We start from the raw sequence: 20,353 nt of genomic DNA on the forward strand, positions 1-20,353 counted from the left end.
CGGATGGGCGTCCTTGCCCGGAAGAGTAGACAGCTGTTCGTTAGACTGGATGGCATTATGGACGACCCCCCATCACATAGACCCATGCCCCTCACCCGCCTGACCGCCGGCTTTCTAGTTTGCCGGCCGATCGAGGATGGGGGGCGGCACCATGTATGAACTAGTCATGATCGGCGTCGGCCTGATCCTCACCGTCGGTACCGGCCTGTTCGTTGCCTCCGAGTTCGCGCTCGTGAACCTCGACCGGAACGAGCTCGAAGCCCGGGACGCCCGCGGCGAGAAGGGCCTCAAGCCCACGATCAAGGCCCTGAAGATCACTTCGACGCATCTGTCGAGTGCTCAGTTGGGCATCACCCTGACGACCCTGCTCACCGGGTACACGTTCGAGCCCGCGATCAGTTCCCTGCTCCGCGAGCCCCTGCTCGGCGCGGGCCTGCCCGAGGGCATCGTGCCCGGGATCGGCGCCGTCGTCGGCATCTTCCTCGCCACCGTGTTCTCCATGGTCATCGGCGAGCTCGTGCCGAAGAACTTCGCCCTGGCCCTGCCGCGACAGACCGCGAGGGTCGTGGTTCCGTTCCAGGCCCTGTTCACCACGGTCCTCAAGCCCGTGATCCTGCTGTTCAACAACACGGCGAACAGGATCATCCGCTCCTTCGGCATCGAACCGAAGGAGGAGCTCTCCGGGGCCCGCAGCGCCGAGGAGCTCAGTTCTTTGGTACGCCGGTCCGCCCTGGAGGGTTCCCTCGATCAGGATCACGCCGAGCTTTTGCACCGTACTTTGTTGTTCTCCGATCACACCGCCGACGACGTCATGACGCCCCGGGTGCGGATGACGTCCGTCCGGAGCACGGACACCGCAGCGGAGATCGTCGCCATCGCGGTGGCCACCGGGTATTCGCGGTTCCCCGTGATCGGTCAGGACAGCGACGACATCCGTGGCGTCATCCACCTCAAGCAGGCCTTCGCCGTGCCCTTGGACGCACGGAACATCACCACGGCCGAGAAACTCATGGTCCAACCCCTCCGGGTGCCCGAATCCATGAGCGTTGACACCCTCCTGGGCTTGCTGCGCCGGCAGGGACTGCAGGTCGCGATCGTCACCGACGAGCACGGCGGCACCGCGGGCATCGTCACGCTGGAGGATCTGATCGAGGAGATCGTCGGTGAGCTCGAGGACGAACACGACCGCACCCGCGTCGGCGTCATCCGCACCGGCAAATCGATCACCTTCGACGCGTCACTGCGCCCGGACGAGTTGAAGGAGCGCACGGGGATCGAGGTGCCTGAGGGGGAGGACTACGACACGATCGCCGGCTTCATGACCGATGAACTCGACCGGATCCCCGAACTCGGCGACGAAGTAGCACTCGACGACGGCGTCCTGCGCGTCGAGCGGGTCCTCGCCGCCCACGTCGAACGCATCCGCTTCACACCCACCGATCCCGCAGACTACCCGCAGGATCCCCGCGCTGCTCAACAGGGCCGCCACGACCGGACGATCGACGAGCTGACGAAGGACCTGACCCATGAGTGAGTACCTGCCCGGCATCATCTGGCTGGTCGTGCTCCTGGCCGTCAACGCGTTCTTCGTGGGCGCGGAGTTCGCGGTCATCTCCGCGCGCCGCTCCCAAATCGAACCGCGGGCCGAGGAAGGCAGCAAGGCCGCGAAGACCACCCTCTGGGCGATGGAACACGCCACCCTCATGCTGGCCACCAGTCAGCTCGGCATCACCGTCTGTTCCCTCGTGATCCTGAACGTGTCCGAACCGGCGATCCATCACCTGCTCGAGTACCCGCTGGCCCTGACACCGATCCCGCCCGAAGCCGTCGGCGTGATCGCGTTCGTCATCGCCCTGCTGCTGGTCACCTTCCTGCACGTGGTCCTCGGCGAGATGGTCCCGAAGAACATCTCGTTCTCCGTGCCCACGAAGGCAGCCCTGCTCCTGGCGCCGCCCCTGGTGTTCGTGTCGAGGGTCGTCCGGCCGGTCATCTGGGCGCTGAACGGGATCGCCAACGCGATCCTGCGCCTGTTCAAGGTCGAGCCCAAGGACGAGGCGACCAGCGCCTACACCCTCGACGAGGTCGCGACCATCGTGGAGCAGTCCACCCGGGAGGGCGTCCTCGCCGACGGCAGCGGCACCCTGAGCAACGCGTTCGAGTTCACGTCCAAGACCGTCGCCGACGTCGAGGTCCCCATCACGGACATCGTGCACCTGCCCGTCACGGCCAGCCCCGCGGACATCCAGCGCACCGTGGGGGAGCACGGCTACTCCCGGTACATCCTCACCCGCGACGGGGAACCGGCCGGCTACCTGCACCTCAAAGACGTCACGGATCTGTCCACCCCGGAATCGTTCACCGCCCCGGTGCCGGCCAAGAGGGTCCGCAAGCTCGCCTCCGCGTACCGCAGCAGCGACCTCGAGGACGCGCTGGCGACCATGCGGCGTACCGGCGCCCACATCGCCCGGGTCTTCGACACCGCAGGCAACACCACCGGCATGCTCTTCCTCGAGGACATCCTCGAGGAACTCGTCGGCGAAGTCCAGGACGCCACCAGCACCCCATAGGGCGCCACTGCTGGCGCAGGCACACCCGGGCTCAGTGGCCTGCGCCAGCACCATCAATACTCCGACTGAGGACGACTCAGGACTTCGAGAGTGGTTTCCGTACGGTCAAACGGCGCCGTGGTGGGGCCACCATCAACCGTCCCCCTGGGTCCATTTCCTTGACACAATCACTGGCGGTCTCAACCGGTCAATGCACCACTCCTTGGGCAGGATGAATGGTGGAGGTACGTGTGAAGTTCACGACGGGCAGCAGCAGGCCATCTGGGAGCGTTCAGCGTTCCTGTAAGTCCGTCACGCAGCGCTGGAGGATCACCGCGATTTACCGTTGCATTTCAGAGCCGCTGCCAGCATTCTCGTCAACGGCAACTATCTCCACTAAGCGATCACCGACGACCGCCCTCTAGCGATCAAATCCGCAGTTTCTGAGATGCCCGCCGCTGACCGCCACTGCCTGGTCAGGTGGTGATCGCGGTCATCCGAATGGAGACGAGGACTCCGGGCAGCTCGACACCGAGTCTGGCTACGTAGCGGGTGGGCGGATCAGTTGGAAACGCCCGGGCGTACTCCTCGTTCAGGCCGGCGAAGTCGGCTGGGTGGGTCAAGAGGACGCCTATCTCGACGATGTCGTCAGAGCTCGCATGGCCAGCTTCTAGGATCGCGAGACAGTTGGTGAGGGCCTGGCGAGTTTGCTCCTGAATCGTTCCGCCGGCAAGGGCGCCGGTGGCCGGGTCGGTGCCGGTCATCCCGGAGACGTAGATGTGATTGCCGACCCGAACACCTTGGCTGTAGAGGGAAGAGCCGGGGGCACGGTCGGTGCGAATAAGCTCTCTGCCCATGGCGGCATCATCCCATGGGGTATCAGACACGACAACCCGTCGCTATCATCCGTGTGGGCGCCGTCAGCACCGGCGAGAAACCGGCGAATGACCCGAGAATCAAGGTCAACAGATAGGTCAGGTCTTTTTGGTTTGACCAGGGGAGGAGTCGCCGCAGCTAGAGGTTGCTGCGGTGGGCGAAATCCAGTTGCAGTACGAGCTTTCCGCGTACTCGGTGGCTATCGATGCGTCGATGCGCGTCAGCGATCTCCTGCGGGGAGTAAACGTGCTCAATGACCGGGGCGACGCGGCGGTCGGAGATCCATTGGTCGATGTGCTGGAGTGCGTGACCGTCGGGCCGTACCTTCAGCCACCGGAATCGGCGCCCGCGGAGAGCGGCGCGAAGGATGCGCACGGGGTTGGCTAAGGGCACCACCGACACGTAGGTGCCTTCTCGGACCAGTAGCCGGTGGGCGTGGGCTGGTCGGAGGGTGCGTGCGCAGTCGAGAATGGCGTTGACCTGTCCGATGCTCTTCAGCGCATCGGCTTGTCCGTAATCGAGGCAGACATCCGCGCCGAGTGTCCGCATGGTCTCCTGGTTGCGGGCACTGGTGAGTGTTACAACATGGGCGCCGGCCACGTGGGCCAGCTGTACTGCGAAAGTGCCGACACCGCCTGATGCGCCGGTGATCAGTACTGTGTCGCCTGCCTTGATCTTTGCTCGCTCGAAGAGCGCCTGATAGGCCGAGAGCGCCGCGAGTGGTATCGCTGCTGCCTGAGTGAGAGTGAGAGCGTCGGGCACAAGCGACAACGAGTCCTCGTCGATGGCTGCGAATTGGGCGTACGCGCCGGTTTCGAGCAGGGGCAGGAGACCATGCACGCGGTCGCCGACCGAGAACCTGGTCACCTTTTCACCGACCTGCTCTACTGTTCCCGCGAGGTCGGAGCCCAACACAAGAGGGAACGGGTGTCGGATGAAGAACCTGAACTGTCCTGCGCGCAGCGCAGTGTCGGCCGGGTTCAGGCCCGCGGCGGCGACCCTGATCACGACCTGATTCGGGGCCATCCGTGGCGCCGGGAGGTCCATGATGGCCAGCACCTCCGGCCCGCCGTATCGCTCGATGGCGATGGTCTTCATGGTTGTGGCAGTCACTTCTGCTCCCTTCGTATCCATCCGTCCAGAAGCATGTCCACGAAACCGCGTCCGAGCTCCGTTTTCGCTTCGGGGGTCGGCAGGTATCGGGCCGGCACGGAGTGGACGCTCTGCACGAGGGCCACCAGGGCCATCGCTGCCTGGTCCAGGTCCGTGATCGACAGCGCCTCGGATCGCGCGTCCCGCGCCGCGGCGAGGGCGGCCGCGATCGGTTTCCGCAGCGAGTCATACGCCAGGGTGGTGAGGTCGTCCGCGGCGGCCGGGGGGAGGGCAGGGAAATCCGCCAAGGCCATGCGAGCCACATCTACCGGGGGGTGGGAGGTGAACCAATCGGCCACGGCGTAGAGCGGGCCCCGGACCCCAGGAGGAGCAGTTGCCACGGCTTCCTCGAGCCCGCGGCGATGTTCGTGGAAGCTGGCTGTCATCACGTCGACGTAGATCTGTTCCTTGCCGCCCGGGAAGTAGTAGTAGATCGAGGCGTGATGCAGGTCCGAGGCCTCCGCGATGTCGCGCAGCTTGACCGATGAGAATCCGCGGGCCGCAAACAGCTTCTCCGCCTCGGTGAGCAACGTCGCGCGGGAAGCATTATTCAGGCTCTTCGGCCGTGCCATCTCAGGCTCCCGCCGCGGGCTCGGAGCCCGAAGATGGCCTGGGAGATGCACTGGTGGGAGGCTCATCGATGCTCAGCATCTGCATGCTCTGCCGGCGGGTACGCAGGTGCGCCACGGTCGACCAGGTCAGCACAAAGACCGCGAAGGTGAGTACCAGGCCGGAAACGAGGACGACGCTGAGCACGATCTTTGCCGCTTTCACTCCCACTGCGATCACCGCCCATGATTTAAGGCCATCCGGGTTCCAGATCGCCAGGGCGAAGAAGACGTTCTCGGTCCAATCGAACAGCGCCCCGACCAGAGGAATGAGCACCACCCTGTTGACCGACGGGAGCCCCCGCAGCCTCTCCAACACGGTGAGCGATCGCGCCAGAACGAGGCAGAGAAGCACGGACGCCACGAGTGGGAAGACGGTGTCGACCACGAGGAACAAGAGGTAGGCCCGGCGTGCGGGGGCTTCATACAGGGGGGCCTGCGAGAGGACCGCCTCGACGCCCAGAGGCGTCTGCAGGTCAAACGGCGGGTATCCGACGAGTCGATCCACACGGGCACCCACAACCTGCAGAAGGATCAGGGAGCCCGCCGTCGCGACGGCGCCCACGGCGATCACCCACCACGTCCGCGACCCGGCGACGAGAGCGGCTGCCAGTCGATGCATGATCACACACCCTCTCCCGTTTAATCCACCAACATATTGGTTAGATTATCGCTCGGCGTACGACACCACACAAGAGACGTCCCGCAGAATCGCTGGGCGTGCTGCTGACCTGCTTCCCGCTGGCAGGAGCCGCCCGCACACCCGGCCCGGAGGACTTTCGGCGGTCGGCGTCGTCGGATGTTCACCCGGGTTCCAGCGGGGATCACCCTGTTGCTCACCTCAACTATCTAGCGTCGGAGGGCCACCTGCCCCCACCCGAAAGTTGAGGACCATGTCCATCGCCCGGCCTTTCGCCCTGTTACTTGTCTGCTCGTCGCTCGCTGTCTCCGTTGCCGTTCCGGCGAACGCGTCTAAGCCTACGAATGACGTTGTCCTCGGGACCCCCCGCGAGGCAGCGCACGCCCACAACGACTACGAACACGACCGCCCGCTGTTCGATGCCCTCCAGCACGGCTTCACCAGTGTCGAAGCGGACGTATGGCTGGTCGACGGCGAGCTTCTCGTAGCCCACGACCTCGCAGATGTCACTGCTGGAGTCACGCTCGAAAGCCTCTATCTCGATCCGCTCGATGAGCTGGTGGACGGCAGGGCCGGCAGCGTGTACCCGGGGTGGGACGGAGAGTTCCAGCTGCTGGTGGACATCAAGGGTGACGCCGAGCAGACCTACGCCGCCCTCGAGGCCGAGCTCGACGAGCACCGCTCCCTGCTCACGCGCTTCAGCAACGGCAAAGTGAAGCAGGGTGCCGTGAGCGTCGTCGTCAGCGGCAACCGCCCCCTGGCAACGATGGCCGCCGACCAGCACCGCTCGAGCTTCTACGACGGACGCGCCACCGACCTGGGATCGGCGCTGCCCTCGAGCCTCATGCCCCTGATCAGCAACAACTGGAACCAACTCTTCACCTGGCAGGGCGTGGGCGAGATGCCGACCGCGGAGCGCGAGAAGCTCCGGGCCTATGTCGCCACCGCCCACGAACAGGGCGCACGGGTCCGCTTCTGGGCGACCCCTGACCTCCCCGGTGCGGCACGCGACGCCGTCTGGTCGGAACTTGCAGATGCGGGCGTCGACCACATCAACACCGACGACCTCGCCGCCCTCGACCAGTTCCTCGCAGCGCGCGACTAATCCCCGATCACGCGGTGCCAGCCCGCACCGCTGGACAGGCACCGCACGACCGAAAGCTTTCTCACAGGGCTGTGCCGGGGTTGGCCATCCAGCGGGCACTATCCGTTCAGGCTCGTTCTACAAGACCTTCCATCAGGAGTCCGGCAGGCCATATTCTGAAGTCGTGACTTCAAAATATGTTGAGCGGCGCTTGGTTGCCTCGAGGGCGGTAGTCGCGTCTTTGGCCGTACCGGCTCGGCTGTCCATCTTGAATCACCTGATGAGTACGGGGCCTCAGACGGCAAGTGAGTGTGCTGCGGTAGTAGGTCAGAGTCCGTCGAATTGCTCGTGGCACTTGCGTGAACTCGCGAAGGTTGGGCTGGTCGAGCGCGACGATGAAGCAGAGGACCGTCGCACGAAGCCTTGGCGGGCCACGGTCACGGGCATTGAACTCGGACCGGCGGAAGGTCCAGCGGACGCAATAGCTCAGTCCGCTGTGAAGTTGATTTCGGTACACGAGGCTCACGCCCTACTGATTGACTACCTGGATCAGGAGCACAGGGTGCCGACGGCGTGGAGCGATGCGGTGACTTTGCATGATTACGCGGTGCTGCTCACGCCGGCAGAGCTGGTCGATCTAGGTCGTCGTATCGATGACGTCGTGCGGCCGTACTTGCGTCCCACGCGTCGGGAAGTGCCCGATGGAAGCGAGGTTGTTCGCGTTTCTGTGCGGGCGTTTCTTGATCCACGACTCACATCCACGGATCAATGAACGCCACCGTTTGGGCGGCGCGCGGAATACGGCGGTTGTTCGTAGGTGGAGTGGTTGCAGAAACGGCCGACTGGGCTCTGCTGGTCGCCTTGCCGTTGTTCGTTTTCTCCCTTACTGCGTCGCCGTTGGCCACTTCGACGGTGTTCATCGTGCAGACCGCACTCACGGTGGTCAGTGCGCCGATAGCAGGGGTACTGATTGATCGGGTCAATGCGTGGCGCCTGATGGGGGCCACGGCGGCGCTACAAATGGTGGCGCTCGTACCGTTGCTTTTCGTCACCGGAGGCGACGATCTGTGGCTGGTGTACGTGGTCGTCGTCGCTCAGGCCTTGTTGGGCGCGATCATCGAGCCATGCCGTCCGTCGACGGCAGCGGCGTTGGTGTCAGCCGACCAGGTTCCGGGAGCCAATCAGTTGCTGGGAATCGGCTCGAGCCTCGCTCGGCTTGTGGGCGCACCTGTCGGAGGGTTCGTGATTGGCGTGGGCGGTGTCACCCCGCTCGTAGCTACTGCCGGAGTCTTCTATTTGGTCGCCACGGTGGTCCTCGGTAGTGGGCCTCGTGTTACCACTGCGGGCGCAGCACCGACGTCGCACCCTCTCGCCGATATGCGTGACGGCTTGCGAGTGGTCAGACGCACGTCTCGACTGGCGCGGCTCATGCTGGTCGCTGCCCTGATGGCCGTCGCGCAGGGCCTGTTCACAATCCTCTTCCTGCTGTTCGTCCTCCGAGATCTCGGCGGAGGTGAAGCGGAAGTGGGGGTACTGCGGGGAGTTCAGGCCGTCGGGGCGCTTGTCGCTGGTCTCGCGCTCATCCGAGTCGTCGCAAAGGCATCGCCGTCACGCCTCGCATCAGGCTCTCTGCTCCTGTTCGCCTTACTGTCGTTCGCCGTATGGAACGCGCCGCTTCTGACCACCAATTTCGCAGTGTACGTGGTCCTCTTCGTTTTGGTGGGTGCGCCCGGTCTCACCGCCATGACCGCTCTGCTGACGATCGCCGAGTACTCAAGCCCGGCCACTCATCGCGGCCGCGTCACCAGCCTGCTGTTCGCAGCGCTCACCGCATTCCAATCCCTGGGGATGCTCGCCGGCGGCCTCGTCGGCACTGGGGTAGGGCTCACTATTGCGCTGCAGGTACAGGCCAGCCTCTACCTCCTGGCCGGCTTGGTGGCTCTCAGCCTTCGAACCGGAAGGTCTCATCAAGAACGTCCCCGCCCGTAATACTCCGCCCCAACAGATCAGCTGTTGCGCCGGGGTACACCCAACGCCACAGTGCATCCGCTCTGGAATCATGTAGATCTTGGGTCCGTTGAGGGCTTTCGCAACAGGGATGGTCAAGGGTTTAGACATCATGCAACGCCGGGCTTGTCGGTCGTTGGTGGGTGGGGGGGGGTCCTCCCAGCGTGCACACATGGCAAGTGTCGAACCGGTACCGGCCGGACCGTGGCTGTTTCCGCCTACTTGGCGGTTTTGGGCTGGCGCCACTGGTTGGCCCGCCGGCCGTCGGCCGCCTCGGTGACCGTCTGGTGGATACGGCGTTCCCGGGTGGTGTCGGTTCTGGCGGTGCTGATCCACTCGAGGATTGCCCGCTTCGCTGAGCGCGGGAAGTCGTCCCAGTGTGCCCGCGCGGACGGGTGGGCATCGAGTGCGGCACGCAGGGCGTCGGGCTCGATGAGGTCTTCGACGTCGTCCAGGGCGGTCCAACTGCCGTCGGCCTGGGCCGCGCGTACGGCGTCGAGCCCGGCCTGAGTCATCAGGCCCGCCTCGGTGAGCCGCTGCACCCGCTCCTTGTTGACCCGTGACCAGTTGCTTCCCGGGTGGCGCGGGGAGACCAGCCGGCTGCTGCGGTCCTCATCGACCGTCCTGGGTTGGCTGTCGATCCAGCCGAAACACAGCGCCTCCTCGACCAGATCGTCGTAGGACAGGTACGGCCCGGCGCCCTTCTTCCATGTGACGAGCCAGATGCCGGGACTGCCGGCGGCATGAACGGTCAGCCACTCCCGCCACTGCCCGCGGGAGTCGACCTGTACCTGGTCGTAAGCGACGCTCACCTCGGCGCTCCAAGGCCCTGCCGGATCGACGGTCGGGTAGTCCTCATCCTTCCACGGTACAAATCGGTCCCCTATGATCCAAGGACCCTGCGGAATGGAGCAGATCATGAACGGACCTGTCGCCCTTGTGACCGGCGCGGCGCACGGCCTCGATCGGGAGGTCGCGCAGCAATTCGCCGCCGCCGGCCTGCAGGTGCTGATTACCGCCCGGGACGCCGACCAGGCCGCACCGGTGGTTGCAACGCTCGATCCGGGCCTTGCATGTGAAGGACCTGCAGCAACTCAAGGACCTTGTGGAGGGCTCTCATGTCCGCTGACCCGCATTCAGAACCGGTGTCGGCCCGAGCATGGGCTGAGGATGAAGTGGCGCGTGAACGCGGACGTGTCCAGATGTTCAACGCCACACGACCGGATGGTCTGGACGGGTGGACCATATCCCTCGAGCAATACGATCTGCTCGTGGAGGTCATCCTCGGCGCTATCGACGTGTTCGCCGCTGACGACGACACCGTGCCCCTGAAGGTCGTCGTCGATGAGGCCCAGAGCAGGTTAGGGTCCCACCCGGCGTTCCCAAACGGACGCCTGTCCAACTACGTCCGCTACACCAAAGTTGACCTCGAAGCCCGAGGTCTCGTTGAACGCATTCCCAAGAGCTCACCCCAACGCATCCGCAGAACACCACGCGCCGTTGACACCTGAACCAAGATTTCGGGGGAAGCAAGATTGTCCGTCATCGAGCGCTAGGAGATGCTCAAGCGACCCTTTCTACGGCCGCGCACTGACGCTCCCGTAATCGGTTTCGAATCCAGTGCCGAATCCGGGCCCGAAAAGAATTCCTCGGCGTGTGTCGATGGTGGTCTTGCTCGTTCGCTGTATGGGTGTAACGGTTCCACTGACGAAAGGAAACACCGTGAAGTACGTGATCATGTTCACCACCAACCCCGAGTTGGACGCGCAGGTGCCGGAGGACAAGCAGCAGGAGACTTACGCCCGCATGTACCAGTGGTTCGGTGAGCACGCGGCGCACATCGCACCTGTCGGTGCGCAGCTGCAGCCGGTCGAGACGGCCACGACCGTGAAGCACAGGGCGGGCGGAACGGTGGTCGTCGATGGACCGTTCTCCGAGGCCAAAGAGGTCGTCGGCGGTTTCCAGGTCATCGACGTCCCGGACCTGGATGCAGCAATCGCCCTGACGAGGACGTGGCCGGGGCTGGAGCACCCGGGCTGCGGCGTGGAGATCCGCCCGATGGTGGACTTCAGCCAGCAAGAGCAGTGACCGGATCGGATGCGGCGGCGGGGCCAGGCGGCGGGGCCGCGGCATCCGATCTACTCCTCGCGCGGGTCGTGCGTGAACAGTCAGGCCGGATCGTCGCTTCCCTGGCCAAGTCGCTGGGTAGCTTGGATATTGCCGAAGAAGCAGTTGCCGAGGCCGTCGAGGAAGCACTGCGCGCGTGGCGGGGCGACCGGATCCCGCCGAACCCCGGCGGGTGGCTCACCCAGGCTGCACGTCACAACGCCCTCGACCGGATCCGCCGAGCAACCCGTTACCGCGAGAAGCTGGCGAGCATGGCACCCGAGGCCGAATGGGGGACTGCGACTGCGGATCCAGCCGACACAGACTCGTTCGACGAGATCAATGAAACTGATGACCGGCTGCCGCTGCTATTCGGCTGCTGCCACCCCGCGCTGTCGCCGGATGCTCAACTCGCACTCACATTGAGAGCGGTGTGTGGCCTCACCACCGCGCAGATCGCACGTGCCACCTTCAGCACCGAGCCCGCCACCGCGCAGCGCATCGTGCGCGCCAAACGGAAGATCGGCGCCACCGGTATCCCGCTGCGTATCCCGGACGGGCCGGATCGGGCGGAGCGGCTCGACATCGTTCTCACAGTCGTGTCGGTGATGTACAACGAAGCCCATCTCATCGCCGGCGGCGACGCCACCTCGAACCGCGGCCTCGCCGACGACGCCCTCTGGCTGGCAGGCGTGATCGCGTCTGCCCTGCCACATGAGGCGGAGGCTCACGGCCTCCTCGCGTTACTGCTGTTCCACCGCGCGCGCGAGTCAGCCCGGTCCGTGGACGGCGAGCTCGTGCTGCTGGCCGATCAGGACCGGTCAAGATGGAACGAAACTCTCATCGCTCGCGCACGCGCCGAGCTGGACCAGGCCGCCCGGTTACGTCGCCCCGGCCGCTGGCAGCTGCATGCCGCGATCGCCGCGTGCCACGCCGATGCCAAGACCGCAGCCGAAACCGACTGGCTGCAGGTCCTCGTCCTCTACGATCTGCTCCTCGGCTACGACCGATCGCCTGTCGTGCGGCTCAACCGTGCAGTCGCACTCGACCGGGTCGGAGCCCCCGCTGCAGCGCTCAGCGAGGTCGACACCCTCAAGAATGACCTCGAGCGTGCGCACCTCTGGCACGCCGTCCGTGCGCACCTGCTCAGGCGGCTCGGTCGTGACGACGAAGCTCTGGCGGCGGATCTCCGCGCCCTGGAACTGACCGCGAACGACGCCGAGCGCCGACTCCTCGCAGCACGCACCCATCGATGACCTATCGATCACAGGTCTGACACTCAACCCTCATGGCAGCCCGCGTGCACGAGCAGAGGCGTTGTCCGGGCTGCGACGGCCGGTGCCGACAGCAACGCAGAAGGCGTCGTGAGCCAGATGAGTCGTGGCACGAGCGCCCTGGCCGGTTCCGTGCGAGCTGAGCAGGTTGCCGTGACCGTACTCGCAGCGGACATGGCGGTCCGCCGAATCCCCGCACCCAGAGTGCACCTCAACGCGCGCAGCGGACTCCGACACGCACGCCGGTGGCGCTGGAAAGGTTCGGAAAAGAATCCTGGCCTAGATGTCGATCCGGCGGCAGGTTGTTCGCTGTAGTGATGACGGAGCCGGACAGGCCGGCCCGCGACCCAACGCAGGAGGCACTGCCATGTCCCAGTACATCGTTCTCATCCACGAAGACCAGAGCCGGTACTCGACCATGTCGCCCGAGGGGTGGGGCGAGTTGGTCGCCTCGCACGGCACGTTCACCGAGAAGATTTCCGAGCTCGGTGGGACCCTCACGGGCGGAGGGGCCCCTGCGTCCCCGAAGGACGCTAAGAAGATCGACGGTGACACGGTCACGGACGGCACGTTCGTCGTGTCCAAGGAGACCCTCGGCGGCTACTACACCTACGAGGCGCGCGACATCGACCACGCCGTCGAGATCGGCAAGCACGCGCCGGCCCCCTTCGGCGGCGTCGAGGTTCGCCCGCTCGTGGACCCCTCGACGAACCCGTTCGTATAACTCCCCACACAGCGACGGTGTCCGCCATGCAGGCGGACACCGTCGCCACCGTGCTGGCGGAGGCCCACCCTGCCCAGTGGGCGTTCGCGCTGTCCGCCACGGTGCGCGTCACGCGCGACTCGGACCCCGCCCGTGCTCCTCTGAAGAGGTTGGATGGCTCTCCCACTACTTGGCACGATCCTGATCATCGCGGCCGTCGCCAGCGTGACGACCCAGTTGTTCGCGATTCCCGCTTCACCAGAAAGCCTTACCGCTCAGAAGCAAGATTCCGGTGAAGGATGGTTCACCGAACGTGGGACAAGATGAGCTGTGCCTACTACCGAGAAGATCCGATCGCGATTGCTGACCGCGCAGCAGGAGCAGTCCCTAATGCGCATCGACCGGGTATCGCGTCCCGGTCAGAGACTCGACGGCTTCGTCGTCGCGGTGGGCCGAAAGTGGGTTCTGCTCGCGCAGACAATGGATGGAGGGTTCTTCGACGGGTACGCAGCTGTCCGTCTTCGCGAGATCGCACACGTGCGACCCGACCGGACATTCGAGCAAGAGTTCGCTAAGACCCGGCCTGAATGGCCGCCCACTCCCCTAGTGGATCGGCCGCCACCCGACCTGGATACAACCTCGAGCATGCTCTGGTCCTTCCTCGCTCCAGGTGTCCTGTTCTCCATCGAACGAGATAGGAAGTACGACGCCATGTGGATAGGTGCTCCGGCCGAGCTAACGCGACGGTATCTCTACCTTTGGGAGGTCCGCCCGGACGCAACCTGGCACGACGTTCCGCTCGGCTATCCGCTGCGGAGCATCACAGTCGTCAGGACCGGAGATCACTACCTCGAAGGTCTCGCCGCGATTGCTAGCCCCGTTCCTACGGAGGAGTTCACCCACCGCGAGGCCGCACGCGTAAAGGCCAAACGTCTCCGCTAGCCAAGAGGTCGTAAGCGAAAAGATGTCGGCCTGATGATCGGCAAGAGGGCGCCGGGCTCGTGAATAGCTTCGGATGAAAGACTGCTTCCATGGACGTTTACATGGTGTGGCACATCCATCACGCAAAGTGGCTCGACGGTTCTCCGACTGATCACTTTGGTGATGACGGTCAGATCCTGCTCGATGAACAATCTGGGGACGACGCGAAGATGCTTGGTGTCTACGCATCCCACAGTGAAGCGCAGGCGCGCATCGATCGAGCGCGCACCCAGCCGGGGTTCAAGGACGAACCCGAATGCTTCCTCATCGACGCTGCGACTCTCGGTAATGACCTGTGGACCGACGGGTACGTATCGGTTCCGACCTAGAACACCTCAAGTGCCCGCTTGTGGATGCCTTTATGCGCGCTCGGCGCCCAAGATCGTCTTGCTTCCACAAAGTTCGACATTCAGGTGAACCGATTGAGGCACGCTTGTCAGGAGCGACAATCCCGCTTTTCTGGCCGTACCTGCTGCGATCGTGTTTGACCACCCTCGGGATCGGGGCGGACAGCGCCTCAGAAATGACAGCGTCCTACTCGAAAGCGAGGTCGGTGAAGAACAGTGACTTGGCTTCTTCCACGTCGTCACTTTGTACTTTGAGCATGTTGTATTGCTGCCGAGCGGTTTTGTCCAGGCGCATTCGTTCCCACGACCGTACAAATCTGCGGTCGTGTTCGGAGTCAAGGATAGTTACTGCAACTCCTACAGGCGGCGTGGAGGCTTGCTCGAAAACCGCGAACCAAGGAGTCCAGATATCCTTCCGCGCCACGGCGTAGAGGCCCCGAAGGCGTGACACCGCGACAGCGAAGTCGTCCGAAGTAACCCGCAGGTGAAGGTCGATATCTCCTTTGGTGAGGAGGCCCTCGATGCTGCTGCCGCCGGTGAGGGTGAGCTCGCCGGGCACGTTTTCACGAGATAGGCCGCGCCGGTGGTGCTCGAGAATCGCGCGGGCTTGCGCCACCGTTTCTGCAGTGGTGAGCTGCCAATGCACTGTGTCATCCCTTCAGAAGGGTCGCGTCACGCTGACCGGGGAGATTTCGCTACACCTTACAGGTCGGGCCCGATGAAGACGCCGTTCGCATGGAGCGCTTCAACACCAGGGATCGCGATGAACGTTGCGCAGTATGCACTGTAGTACTCCGAGCATGTCCGTAAGTGGATCCTCTACCGGGTACTTCGGCATCAGGTAGCACTGTCCGTGCCGCATACAGCCGTGATGACTTCGAGTCGAAGAGCAGCTTTGGGCTGCCCGAAACTCAGATACCGACGCCCGACGCCGAGGTAGCGCTTGATACGGGGCCGTTCTTGAATAGCTACAAGGGCTAGTTCCAAGATCTCCTCCACCGACTCTTCTGATACTTCTCCGCCGTCGAAGGGCGTGCTACCTGCCACCCCATCAGGCTTTTGGTAAACGAGGTAGAGCGACCATGGATCCAGGACGTCGATTCGTACCAGGGGCACATCACTGACTGTCACGGCGTCGAACGTGCCGGGTCCGTAACCATGCAGGCGGTCCAACCGGGGATTGAGCTTCTTTACGCGCGCACGCTCCATGAGCAATGCTACGAAACTATCTTGATCAGGATCTGGCGCGGAGCTCATATCCATACCTCTTCGCGGTCTTGGCTTGACCTAAACACTAAGGCTGCCCGCCCAAGGATCCATCAGCGGGCAGACGGATTCAAGCGGTCAAGGTAACGCTTGGTGGTTGTCGAGCTCGTTTCTATGCTCAGGCCACGGACACAAACAGCAGGGCGATTATCGCAAGCAGGAGCAGCGAGACAATCAAGTACAGGCGTCGGGTGTTGGTACCCGATCCTCGCGTGTTGATTTTATGGAGCACGATATAAGCGACAATGCCAAGTGGCACGGCGGGGATGGCCCACATCCACTGCTGCATTGGGTCTCCTTCTGTAGAATCGCTGTTCCGACCCTAGCTCAACGGGCACGGTAACAGGCGACTGCACGATGAGGATGGTTTCTCTACTTTCCGCATAACAAGTGGGACGTAGTCCGTCTCTCTATAAGCTCAATGAAGCTTTGCTCTGCACAACGCCGCCGTGCATCACTATGCGCGGATCCGCCTTCACTATGCTGAGGGTTCACCTGGCTTGAGGGATGGATGGAGCGAATGGCTGCTACACAATCTGATGTGCAGAAGTACGCCGAAAGCTGCACAGTGGGCGTCACGCACATGCCTGCGGGCCGTGGAGGTAACGAGGATGAGATCAGCGGAACTATCGTCCAGACCCTCGCGCGGATGGGTTATCAGGCCGCCGCTCACCCCATTCACGGCTTTGGGGCAGGGGCAACGGGTATGTCCGATATTCCTCTCGGTGTGGTTGTCACAATAGTTCGGAGCCTCAGCAAGTGGATCTCGGAAAGGCTTGAGGCCAAGCGGCAGCGGGAGATTAACGCTCTACACCCCCAATGCGTCGTCCAACTGGTCGTAACCGCTAATAATGGAGCCCAGTACGGAAAGCCTTCCAACCTCGCCGCGGGACTGTTTGCCATCCTGCCCGCGGTTCTTGCCGACCTGCAGGAGGCGGACTACCGCCGCCGGTATCTCTTCATGATTTACGCAAGCGCTCCTGAGTACGTGTCTGTAACGATGAACCTGTACGAGGACGACATGGACAACAAGGGCCTTCTCAAGTTGGTGCGAGCTTGTGAGGCGAAGCCTAGGATTGAGCAAGGGCCGGCAGGAGCTACCCTCAACCTCTCCTTCGTCAAAGAACATTGGTGGATGCCAAAGAAGGTGAACCGATCGGTCTCTCCCGTCTATTTAGGCGTGAACATAGTGGGCCAGCGAGAGAAGACCTGAGTCTCCTACTTCACCTGGTCCAGCGAATAGCGGAAGGACCGGGAGAATCCGGGCGAGTGGAATTAAAGTTGACCCTGCCAATCAGGACGAGCCACAGCATCAGTTACGCAGCGTCTGAGTGACCGCAAGCCGGTCGTTCATTGTTCCTGCTGGGACCCCGAGTATTGGCTGGTGCCGTCAGGTCGGGGAGTGTACGTATAGCCGGGACGATGAGAACGGGCGCAGGGCTACCTCAAGTGAAACGCTGGTTCTGGCCAATCAAGCATTCGGAGTGTCTCGAAAAACTACAGTTTTCTGAGATACGCGGTGGGCACCCGATGAGCTCTAGAACTTCTGCGAAATGGCAGGGCACGCACTATCTTGGAAAGTCGTCTCACCGTAAGGTGTCTCACCGAGCATGCCGCTAGGACTTTCAGAGGCACACCGATCAGATGAGATGAACCCCACCGATCGAGCCGTCACGCGGCCAGGTGGCGGGAGGCGCACCAGGCCCGGACCGTTGAATCAGACTTCCCCGCGTCTCGTATGAGAATGAGGCGTGATGAGAACTGAAGAGTCGGAACCGCGCCCGGACATAACCGTGCGACGGATTCAAGGCAATGGCGCCTGGGCGCGCGTGAGTTCCGTCGGGGAGGTGGGGGAGAGGCCCTTCATCCTCGTCTGCGGCATCGGGGTCTCCTCGCACTATTTCGAGCAGCTCGCCCCGCACCTCATACAGTTCGGGCCCGTGCATGCTCTGGACCTGCCCGGATTCGGCGGAGTGCCGCACGCGCGTCATGCCCTGACGATCAGCCAGTTCGCGGAGTTGGTCGGCAAGGCCATCGACGATCTGGGGCTCGAGGATCCTGCGATCGTCGGGCACTCGATGGGCACGCAGATCGGTACCGATCTCGCCGCCGCACGGCCCGATCTCACCACACTCGTCCTCATCAGCCCGGTCATCGACGCCTCAGCCCGCACCATCCCCGTGCAGGCCCTTCGTTTCCTGCGCGCCAGTCTCCATGAGCCCTCCCGCGTGAAGATCCTCGCCGTGGTCGCCTACCTCACGTGCGGGTTCGGCTGGTTCTTCAAGATCCTGCCGCGCATGATGTCCTACCCGATCGAGCGGACGGCCGCTCGCGTGGGCGCGTCGGTACTCGTCATCCGCGGCGAGCACGACGCCGTGTGCCCGCGCCCCTGGGTCGCGCGGTTGGGCAGTGCATTCTCCCGCACTGTCGACGTCGTCGAGATCGAGGGCGCGGTCCACTCGGTGATGCACGCTCACGCTCGCGAGGTGGCCGGGCTCTGCGTCCGGCACGCGAGCGGTGCGCAGGCGAGCGGCGACGACGTCGCCACGGTCCGCGTCGGCGCAGGGCGTGGCGATGGTGCGAGCATCGCCGTCGTTCCTGAAGTGCCGAAGCAGAAGGCCCCGCTCAGCCCGACAGACGCGGCGAAGGCCCTCGTCGACGAGGTGGAGGGCGCCGTCATCGAGTTCAAGGGCAACAAGACCGATGACGACCGCTTAGTGGAACTAGGCCGCGAGCAGCAGGCCCAGGCGCGGGCGAGAAGCCGGGGCTAGCCCATCAGGGACCTGAGGGGGGACCACGCGGCCGGCCTGGAACTTCACTATCCTTCTACCTCAAGGGGGGCGTTTCCAGTCAGTCCGAACTTCGAGGAGTGGGAGCGATGCGGCAACCCCCCTACGCCGGCCCTGACGACACCGGTGATTTCGACGGCCTGACGCCGGACGAGGCCGCGAAGTTGCTGCATTCCTACCGCCTTCTCGGAGACTGCTTCGAGCTGCACAGCGACGAGGACCTGGCGCGCCGTGGATGGCTCCTCGCCGACTGGAAGACGCTGTTGGAGAACCGTCAGGAGCAGGTGCAGCGTGCCGATCGGGAGTTGGCCGCTGCTGTCCGACTGGCCCGCAACGAGGGAGCCAGCTGGCACGATATCGCCCGGATCCTTCGACTCCCGGTCACGGAAGCGCGTGCCCACTTCGACTGGCCCCATGGAGGTTTCTAGGTCCTCGACGCACGCTGAGCCATCAACTACCGCACCACCGTGAATGACACGTCAGGAACTGCCCGGCGCCCTGGCCGCAGCCGACAAGGACGTGCTGCCGGAACGCCGGAACCAGGCCATGGCAGCCATCGGCGCACGAATGGAGTCCGGGGCTTCTGTGACCGTGGCCGACCTCATGGTCATCAATCGGGCCAGCTACACGTAGGAGGCGACTCGCCCGCGCACGCCGCTCCGGCCGAGGTCGCCTCTCAGGTGGGAGTGGGCCCGAGCCATATTTCGATCTGCACCTGGGCGGCGCGGAGCCTGAGGTCCCGTTCGTCGGCTTCGCTGAAGGGCCGGGGGCGGTCATCGATCAGGCACAGCGTGCCGATCCGCCACCCCGCGGTGCTGCAGATCGGGTGGCCGGCGTAGAAGCGTATGTGTGGCGCTCCGATGACCAGCGGGTGGTTCCTGAACTCCGGGGATTGAGCAGCGTCGGGGATGACGAGGGTCCGGTCGGCCTGGATGGTTCGGGCGCAGAGGGCGATGTCCCGGGGCACGTCCTGCCCGATCGGGCCGATGACGGACTTGATGATCTGGCGGTCGTCGGTGATCAACGCGATCGATGCCGAGCTGACCCCGAAATGCTCTCGCGCTTCGGCGGTGAGGCGATCGAACCGTTCCTCGGCCCCGGTCTCCAGCAGACCGGTCTCGATCAGCGCACGGCACCGGCGCTCCTCGTTCTCATCCAGGTGGCTCTGCCCTGGCAGAGGTGTACTGCCGTCGCCGGCGATGCCTGCTGGTTCGGTGCGCGCGGGACGGTCGAACCGGTAGCCGTCCGGGGAGAGGATGAGCCTGCGGAGCGAATCCGCGAAGCCGGATCCGTAGGCCACGAGATCGGTGCTGTAGTGGGCACCGTCGACGGGTACGTCACGATCCGCGATCATCTGGTTGATCGCGTGCGCAATCCGGTCCCGATCGACGGTGGGCAGCACGGTGATGCCGGCCAGGTACCCGGCTATCTCGATCTCGTCCTGCTCGCCCCCGACGTTCAGATAGCTCGACCAGACATCGCCGATGGAGAAACCGGCCACGCGCACCGTCTGGATGGTCGTCCACTGCTGCAGGTACCTGCTGATCACTGCTGCACTTCCTTCGACAGGCTTGAACAAGCCGTATCGGTCTGTCCTCACGGTCAACCTTAGAGCCCACCCGTCCAAGGATCTCGCTGGACAAAGCCGGGTGGCTCTGTTCGTGGTGCTCCAGGTCGGTGAGGAGGATCAGTGCCGGTTCTCGTGAAGGAGGACGTTCATCACTCTCAGGTCCGCGATGGCGGCGCGCAGGAGTGCTTGCTTGTCCGTCAAGGCGGAGCTGGATTCATCAAGGAGGAGAGTCTCCGCTGTACCTTTGCGAGCGGACGGACGCATAGGTGCTGCGCGCGCGAGCAGCTCCGCCACATCGGCTGCGAGAGTCATGCGGAGATCTTCCGATGATCCCAGCTCATGGTGTTGCCGGGTCTGGATTCGTCCCTGCGGGCTGTAGCGCGTCATCGTGAATCTCGTTTCCC

Annotated in this window: 25 protein-coding genes and 1 pseudogene; 16 read left to right on the forward strand and 10 right to left on the reverse strand. The window is 64.0% G+C overall.

Annotated features, from left to right (window positions below):
* The first annotated feature begins 151 nt into the window (after window positions 1-151).
* The gene (locus tag ACX80K_RS12760) at window positions 152-1,534 is read left to right on the forward strand and encodes a hemolysin family protein (protein ID WP_459272254.1); all 1,383 of its coding nucleotides are present in this window, start codon (window positions 152-154) and stop codon (window positions 1,532-1,534) included.
* Entirely contained in the window at window positions 1,527-2,567 is a 1,041-nt protein-coding gene (locus ACX80K_RS12765) for a hemolysin family protein (protein WP_459272255.1), read from the forward strand. Before ACX80K_RS12760 ends, ACX80K_RS12765 begins: the two co-directional genes overlap by 8 nt.
* A gap of 455 nt (window positions 2,568-3,022) precedes the next feature.
* Here ACX80K_RS12765 and ACX80K_RS12770 read toward each other — a convergent pair whose 3' ends face one another.
* From ACX80K_RS12770 to ACX80K_RS12790, 5 genes are all read right to left on the reverse strand, one after another.
* Window positions 3,023-3,433: a RidA family protein gene (locus ACX80K_RS12770; RefSeq protein WP_459272256.1), complete on the reverse strand. Its 411-nt coding sequence runs from the start codon at window positions 3,431-3,433 to the stop codon at window positions 3,023-3,025.
* A 127-nt stretch (window positions 3,434-3,560) separates the two neighbouring features.
* Window positions 3,561-4,535, reverse strand: coding sequence for an NADP-dependent oxidoreductase (locus tag ACX80K_RS12775; RefSeq protein WP_459272257.1), 975 nt, complete (start codon window positions 4,533-4,535; stop codon window positions 3,561-3,563).
* Complete coding sequence (locus tag ACX80K_RS12780) at window positions 4,532-5,146, reverse strand: TetR/AcrR family transcriptional regulator (protein ID WP_459272258.1); 615 nt, start codon at window positions 5,144-5,146, stop codon at window positions 4,532-4,534. The genes ACX80K_RS12775 and ACX80K_RS12780 overlap by 4 nt, the downstream gene beginning before the upstream one ends.
* Window position 5,147: 1 nt before the next feature.
* Entirely contained in the window at window positions 5,148-5,804 is a 657-nt protein-coding gene (locus ACX80K_RS12785) for a hypothetical protein (protein ID WP_459272259.1), read from the reverse strand.
* Window positions 5,805-6,102: 298 nt separating this feature from the next.
* Entirely contained in the window at window positions 6,103-6,501 is a 399-nt protein-coding gene (locus tag ACX80K_RS12790) for a hypothetical protein (protein WP_459272260.1), read from the reverse strand.
* Here ACX80K_RS12790 and ACX80K_RS12795 point away from each other — a divergent pair.
* Genes ACX80K_RS12795 through ACX80K_RS12805 form a run of 3 tightly spaced genes read left to right on the forward strand, consistent with a single transcriptional unit; the run spans window position 6,439 to window position 8,895 of the window.
* Window positions 6,439-6,927 (forward strand): PI-PLC domain-containing protein, encoded by a 489-nt coding sequence (locus ACX80K_RS12795; protein WP_459272261.1) that lies wholly within the window; start codon window positions 6,439-6,441, stop codon window positions 6,925-6,927. The two genes, ACX80K_RS12790 and ACX80K_RS12795, sit on opposite strands and share 63 nt — an antisense overlap.
* Window positions 6,857-7,678, forward strand: a complete 822-nt coding sequence (locus ACX80K_RS12800; RefSeq protein ID WP_459272262.1) for a helix-turn-helix domain-containing protein — start codon at window positions 6,857-6,859, stop codon at window positions 7,676-7,678. The genes ACX80K_RS12795 and ACX80K_RS12800 overlap by 71 nt, the downstream gene beginning before the upstream one ends.
* Complete coding sequence (locus ACX80K_RS12805) at window positions 7,675-8,895, forward strand: MFS transporter (protein ID WP_459272263.1); 1,221 nt, start codon at window positions 7,675-7,677, stop codon at window positions 8,893-8,895. Before ACX80K_RS12800 ends, ACX80K_RS12805 begins: the two co-directional genes overlap by 4 nt.
* Before the next feature lie 236 nt (window positions 8,896-9,131).
* Here ACX80K_RS12805 and ACX80K_RS12810 read toward each other — a convergent pair whose 3' ends face one another.
* Window positions 9,132-9,725, reverse strand: coding sequence for a YdeI/OmpD-associated family protein (locus ACX80K_RS12810; protein WP_459272264.1), 594 nt, complete (start codon window positions 9,723-9,725; stop codon window positions 9,132-9,134).
* A gap of 106 nt (window positions 9,726-9,831) precedes the next feature.
* Between ACX80K_RS12810 and ACX80K_RS12815 the strand changes: the two are divergent.
* From ACX80K_RS12815 to ACX80K_RS12845, 7 genes and pseudogenes are all read left to right on the forward strand, one after another.
* A pseudogene (locus ACX80K_RS12815) lies at window positions 9,832-9,960 on the forward strand (SDR family NAD(P)-dependent oxidoreductase); the annotation flags it as partial.
* A 155-nt stretch (window positions 9,961-10,115) separates the two neighbouring features.
* Window positions 10,116-10,424 (forward strand): DUF6958 family protein, encoded by a 309-nt coding sequence (locus ACX80K_RS12820; RefSeq protein ID WP_459272265.1) that lies wholly within the window; start codon window positions 10,116-10,118, stop codon window positions 10,422-10,424.
* A 211-nt stretch (window positions 10,425-10,635) separates the two neighbouring features.
* On the forward strand, window positions 10,636-11,001 hold the full coding sequence (locus ACX80K_RS12825; protein WP_459272266.1) for a YciI family protein: 366 nt from the start codon (window positions 10,636-10,638) through the stop codon (window positions 10,999-11,001).
* Window positions 10,998-12,275 carry an RNA polymerase sigma factor gene (locus ACX80K_RS12830; RefSeq protein ID WP_459272267.1) on the forward strand — a complete coding sequence of 426 codons (1,278 nt, stop codon included), beginning with the start codon at window positions 10,998-11,000 and terminating at the stop codon, window positions 12,273-12,275. Before ACX80K_RS12825 ends, ACX80K_RS12830 begins: the two co-directional genes overlap by 4 nt.
* A 385-nt stretch (window positions 12,276-12,660) precedes the next feature.
* Complete coding sequence (locus ACX80K_RS12835) at window positions 12,661-13,017, forward strand: YciI family protein (RefSeq protein WP_459272268.1); 357 nt, start codon at window positions 12,661-12,663, stop codon at window positions 13,015-13,017.
* A gap of 369 nt (window positions 13,018-13,386) precedes the next feature.
* Complete coding sequence (locus tag ACX80K_RS12840; protein WP_459272269.1) at window positions 13,387-13,938, forward strand: hypothetical protein; 552 nt, start codon at window positions 13,387-13,389, stop codon at window positions 13,936-13,938.
* A gap of 89 nt (window positions 13,939-14,027) precedes the next feature.
* Complete coding sequence (locus ACX80K_RS12845; protein WP_459272270.1) at window positions 14,028-14,306, forward strand: hypothetical protein; 279 nt, start codon at window positions 14,028-14,030, stop codon at window positions 14,304-14,306.
* A gap of 205 nt (window positions 14,307-14,511) precedes the next feature.
* Here ACX80K_RS12845 and ACX80K_RS12850 read toward each other — a convergent pair whose 3' ends face one another.
* The 3 genes from ACX80K_RS12850 to ACX80K_RS12860 all read right to left on the reverse strand — a co-directional run bounded on the left by ACX80K_RS12850 (window position 14,512) and on the right by ACX80K_RS12860 (window position 15,879).
* A complete protein-coding gene (locus ACX80K_RS12850; RefSeq protein ID WP_459272271.1) occupies window positions 14,512-14,970 on the reverse strand; it encodes a GrpB family protein in 459 nt (152 codons plus the stop codon).
* A 191-nt stretch (window positions 14,971-15,161) separates the two neighbouring features.
* Window positions 15,162-15,581, reverse strand: coding sequence for a hypothetical protein (locus ACX80K_RS12855; protein WP_459272272.1), 420 nt, complete (start codon window positions 15,579-15,581; stop codon window positions 15,162-15,164).
* A 127-nt stretch (window positions 15,582-15,708) separates the two neighbouring features.
* Entirely contained in the window at window positions 15,709-15,879 is a 171-nt protein-coding gene (locus ACX80K_RS12860) for a hypothetical protein (RefSeq protein WP_459272273.1), read from the reverse strand.
* Between the two features lie 252 nt (window positions 15,880-16,131).
* Here ACX80K_RS12860 and ACX80K_RS12865 point away from each other — a divergent pair, with 252 nt between their 5' ends.
* The 4 genes from ACX80K_RS12865 (at window position 16,132) to ACX80K_RS12880 (ending at window position 19,012) form a co-directional block, all read left to right on the forward strand.
* A complete protein-coding gene (locus tag ACX80K_RS12865; RefSeq protein ID WP_459272275.1) occupies window positions 16,132-16,803 on the forward strand; it encodes a hypothetical protein in 672 nt (223 codons plus the stop codon).
* Window positions 16,804-17,419: 616 nt separating this feature from the next.
* Window positions 17,420-18,361 carry an alpha/beta fold hydrolase gene (locus tag ACX80K_RS12870; protein WP_459272276.1) on the forward strand — a complete coding sequence of 314 codons (942 nt, stop codon included), beginning with the start codon at window positions 17,420-17,422 and terminating at the stop codon, window positions 18,359-18,361.
* A gap of 107 nt (window positions 18,362-18,468) precedes the next feature.
* Window positions 18,469-18,807, forward strand: coding sequence for a hypothetical protein (locus ACX80K_RS12875; RefSeq protein ID WP_459272277.1), 339 nt, complete (start codon window positions 18,469-18,471; stop codon window positions 18,805-18,807).
* 43 nt (window positions 18,808-18,850) lie between these two features.
* Window positions 18,851-19,012, forward strand: a complete 162-nt coding sequence (locus tag ACX80K_RS12880) for a hypothetical protein (RefSeq protein WP_459272278.1) — start codon at window positions 18,851-18,853, stop codon at window positions 19,010-19,012.
* Window positions 19,013-19,055: 43 nt separating this feature from the next.
* Here the strand turns inward: ACX80K_RS12880 and ACX80K_RS12885 are convergent, their stop codons facing one another.
* Window positions 19,056-19,928, reverse strand: coding sequence for a GAF domain-containing protein (locus tag ACX80K_RS12885; RefSeq protein WP_459272280.1), 873 nt, complete (start codon window positions 19,926-19,928; stop codon window positions 19,056-19,058).
* Window positions 19,929-20,353 lie beyond the last annotated feature (425 nt).

The organism is Arthrobacter sorbitolis, assembly GCF_054510995.1.

What these genes read in the sequence shown, in the direction of transcription:
- ACX80K_RS12835 (WP_459272268.1), top strand. Translation starts at nt 12,661, where the DNA reads ATGTCCCAGTACATCGTTCTCATCCACGAAGACCAGAGCCGGTACTCG.
- ACX80K_RS12820 (WP_459272265.1), top strand. Translation starts at nt 10,116, where the DNA reads ATGTTCAACGCCACACGACCGGATGGTCTGGACGGGTGGACCATATCC.
- ACX80K_RS12875 (WP_459272277.1), top strand. Translation starts at nt 18,469, where the DNA reads ATGCGGCAACCCCCCTACGCCGGCCCTGACGACACCGGTGATTTCGAC.
- ACX80K_RS12785 (WP_459272259.1), bottom strand. Translation starts at nt 5,804, where the DNA reads ATGCATCGACTGGCAGCCGCTCTCGTCGCCGGGTCGCGGACGTGGTGG.
- ACX80K_RS12840 (WP_459272269.1), top strand. Translation starts at nt 13,387, where the DNA reads ATGCGCATCGACCGGGTATCGCGTCCCGGTCAGAGACTCGACGGCTTC.
- ACX80K_RS12780 (WP_459272258.1), bottom strand. Translation starts at nt 5,146, where the DNA reads ATGGCACGGCCGAAGAGCCTGAATAATGCTTCCCGCGCGACGTTGCTC.
- ACX80K_RS12805 (WP_459272263.1), top strand. Translation starts at nt 7,675, where the DNA reads ATGAACGCCACCGTTTGGGCGGCGCGCGGAATACGGCGGTTGTTCGTA.
- ACX80K_RS12855 (WP_459272272.1), bottom strand. Translation starts at nt 15,581, where the DNA reads ATGAGCTCCGCGCCAGATCCTGATCAAGATAGTTTCGTAGCATTGCTC.
- ACX80K_RS12845 (WP_459272270.1), top strand. Translation starts at nt 14,028, where the DNA reads ATGGACGTTTACATGGTGTGGCACATCCATCACGCAAAGTGGCTCGAC.
- ACX80K_RS12800 (WP_459272262.1), top strand. Translation starts at nt 6,857, where the DNA reads ATGCGGGCGTCGACCACATCAACACCGACGACCTCGCCGCCCTCGACC.
- ACX80K_RS12765 (WP_459272255.1), top strand. Translation starts at nt 1,527, where the DNA reads ATGAGTGAGTACCTGCCCGGCATCATCTGGCTGGTCGTGCTCCTGGCC.
- ACX80K_RS12860 (WP_459272273.1), bottom strand. Translation starts at nt 15,879, where the DNA reads ATGCAGCAGTGGATGTGGGCCATCCCCGCCGTGCCACTTGGCATTGTC.
- ACX80K_RS12760 (WP_459272254.1), top strand. Translation starts at nt 152, where the DNA reads ATGTATGAACTAGTCATGATCGGCGTCGGCCTGATCCTCACCGTCGGT.
- ACX80K_RS12880 (WP_459272278.1), top strand. Translation starts at nt 18,851, where the DNA reads ATGACACGTCAGGAACTGCCCGGCGCCCTGGCCGCAGCCGACAAGGAC.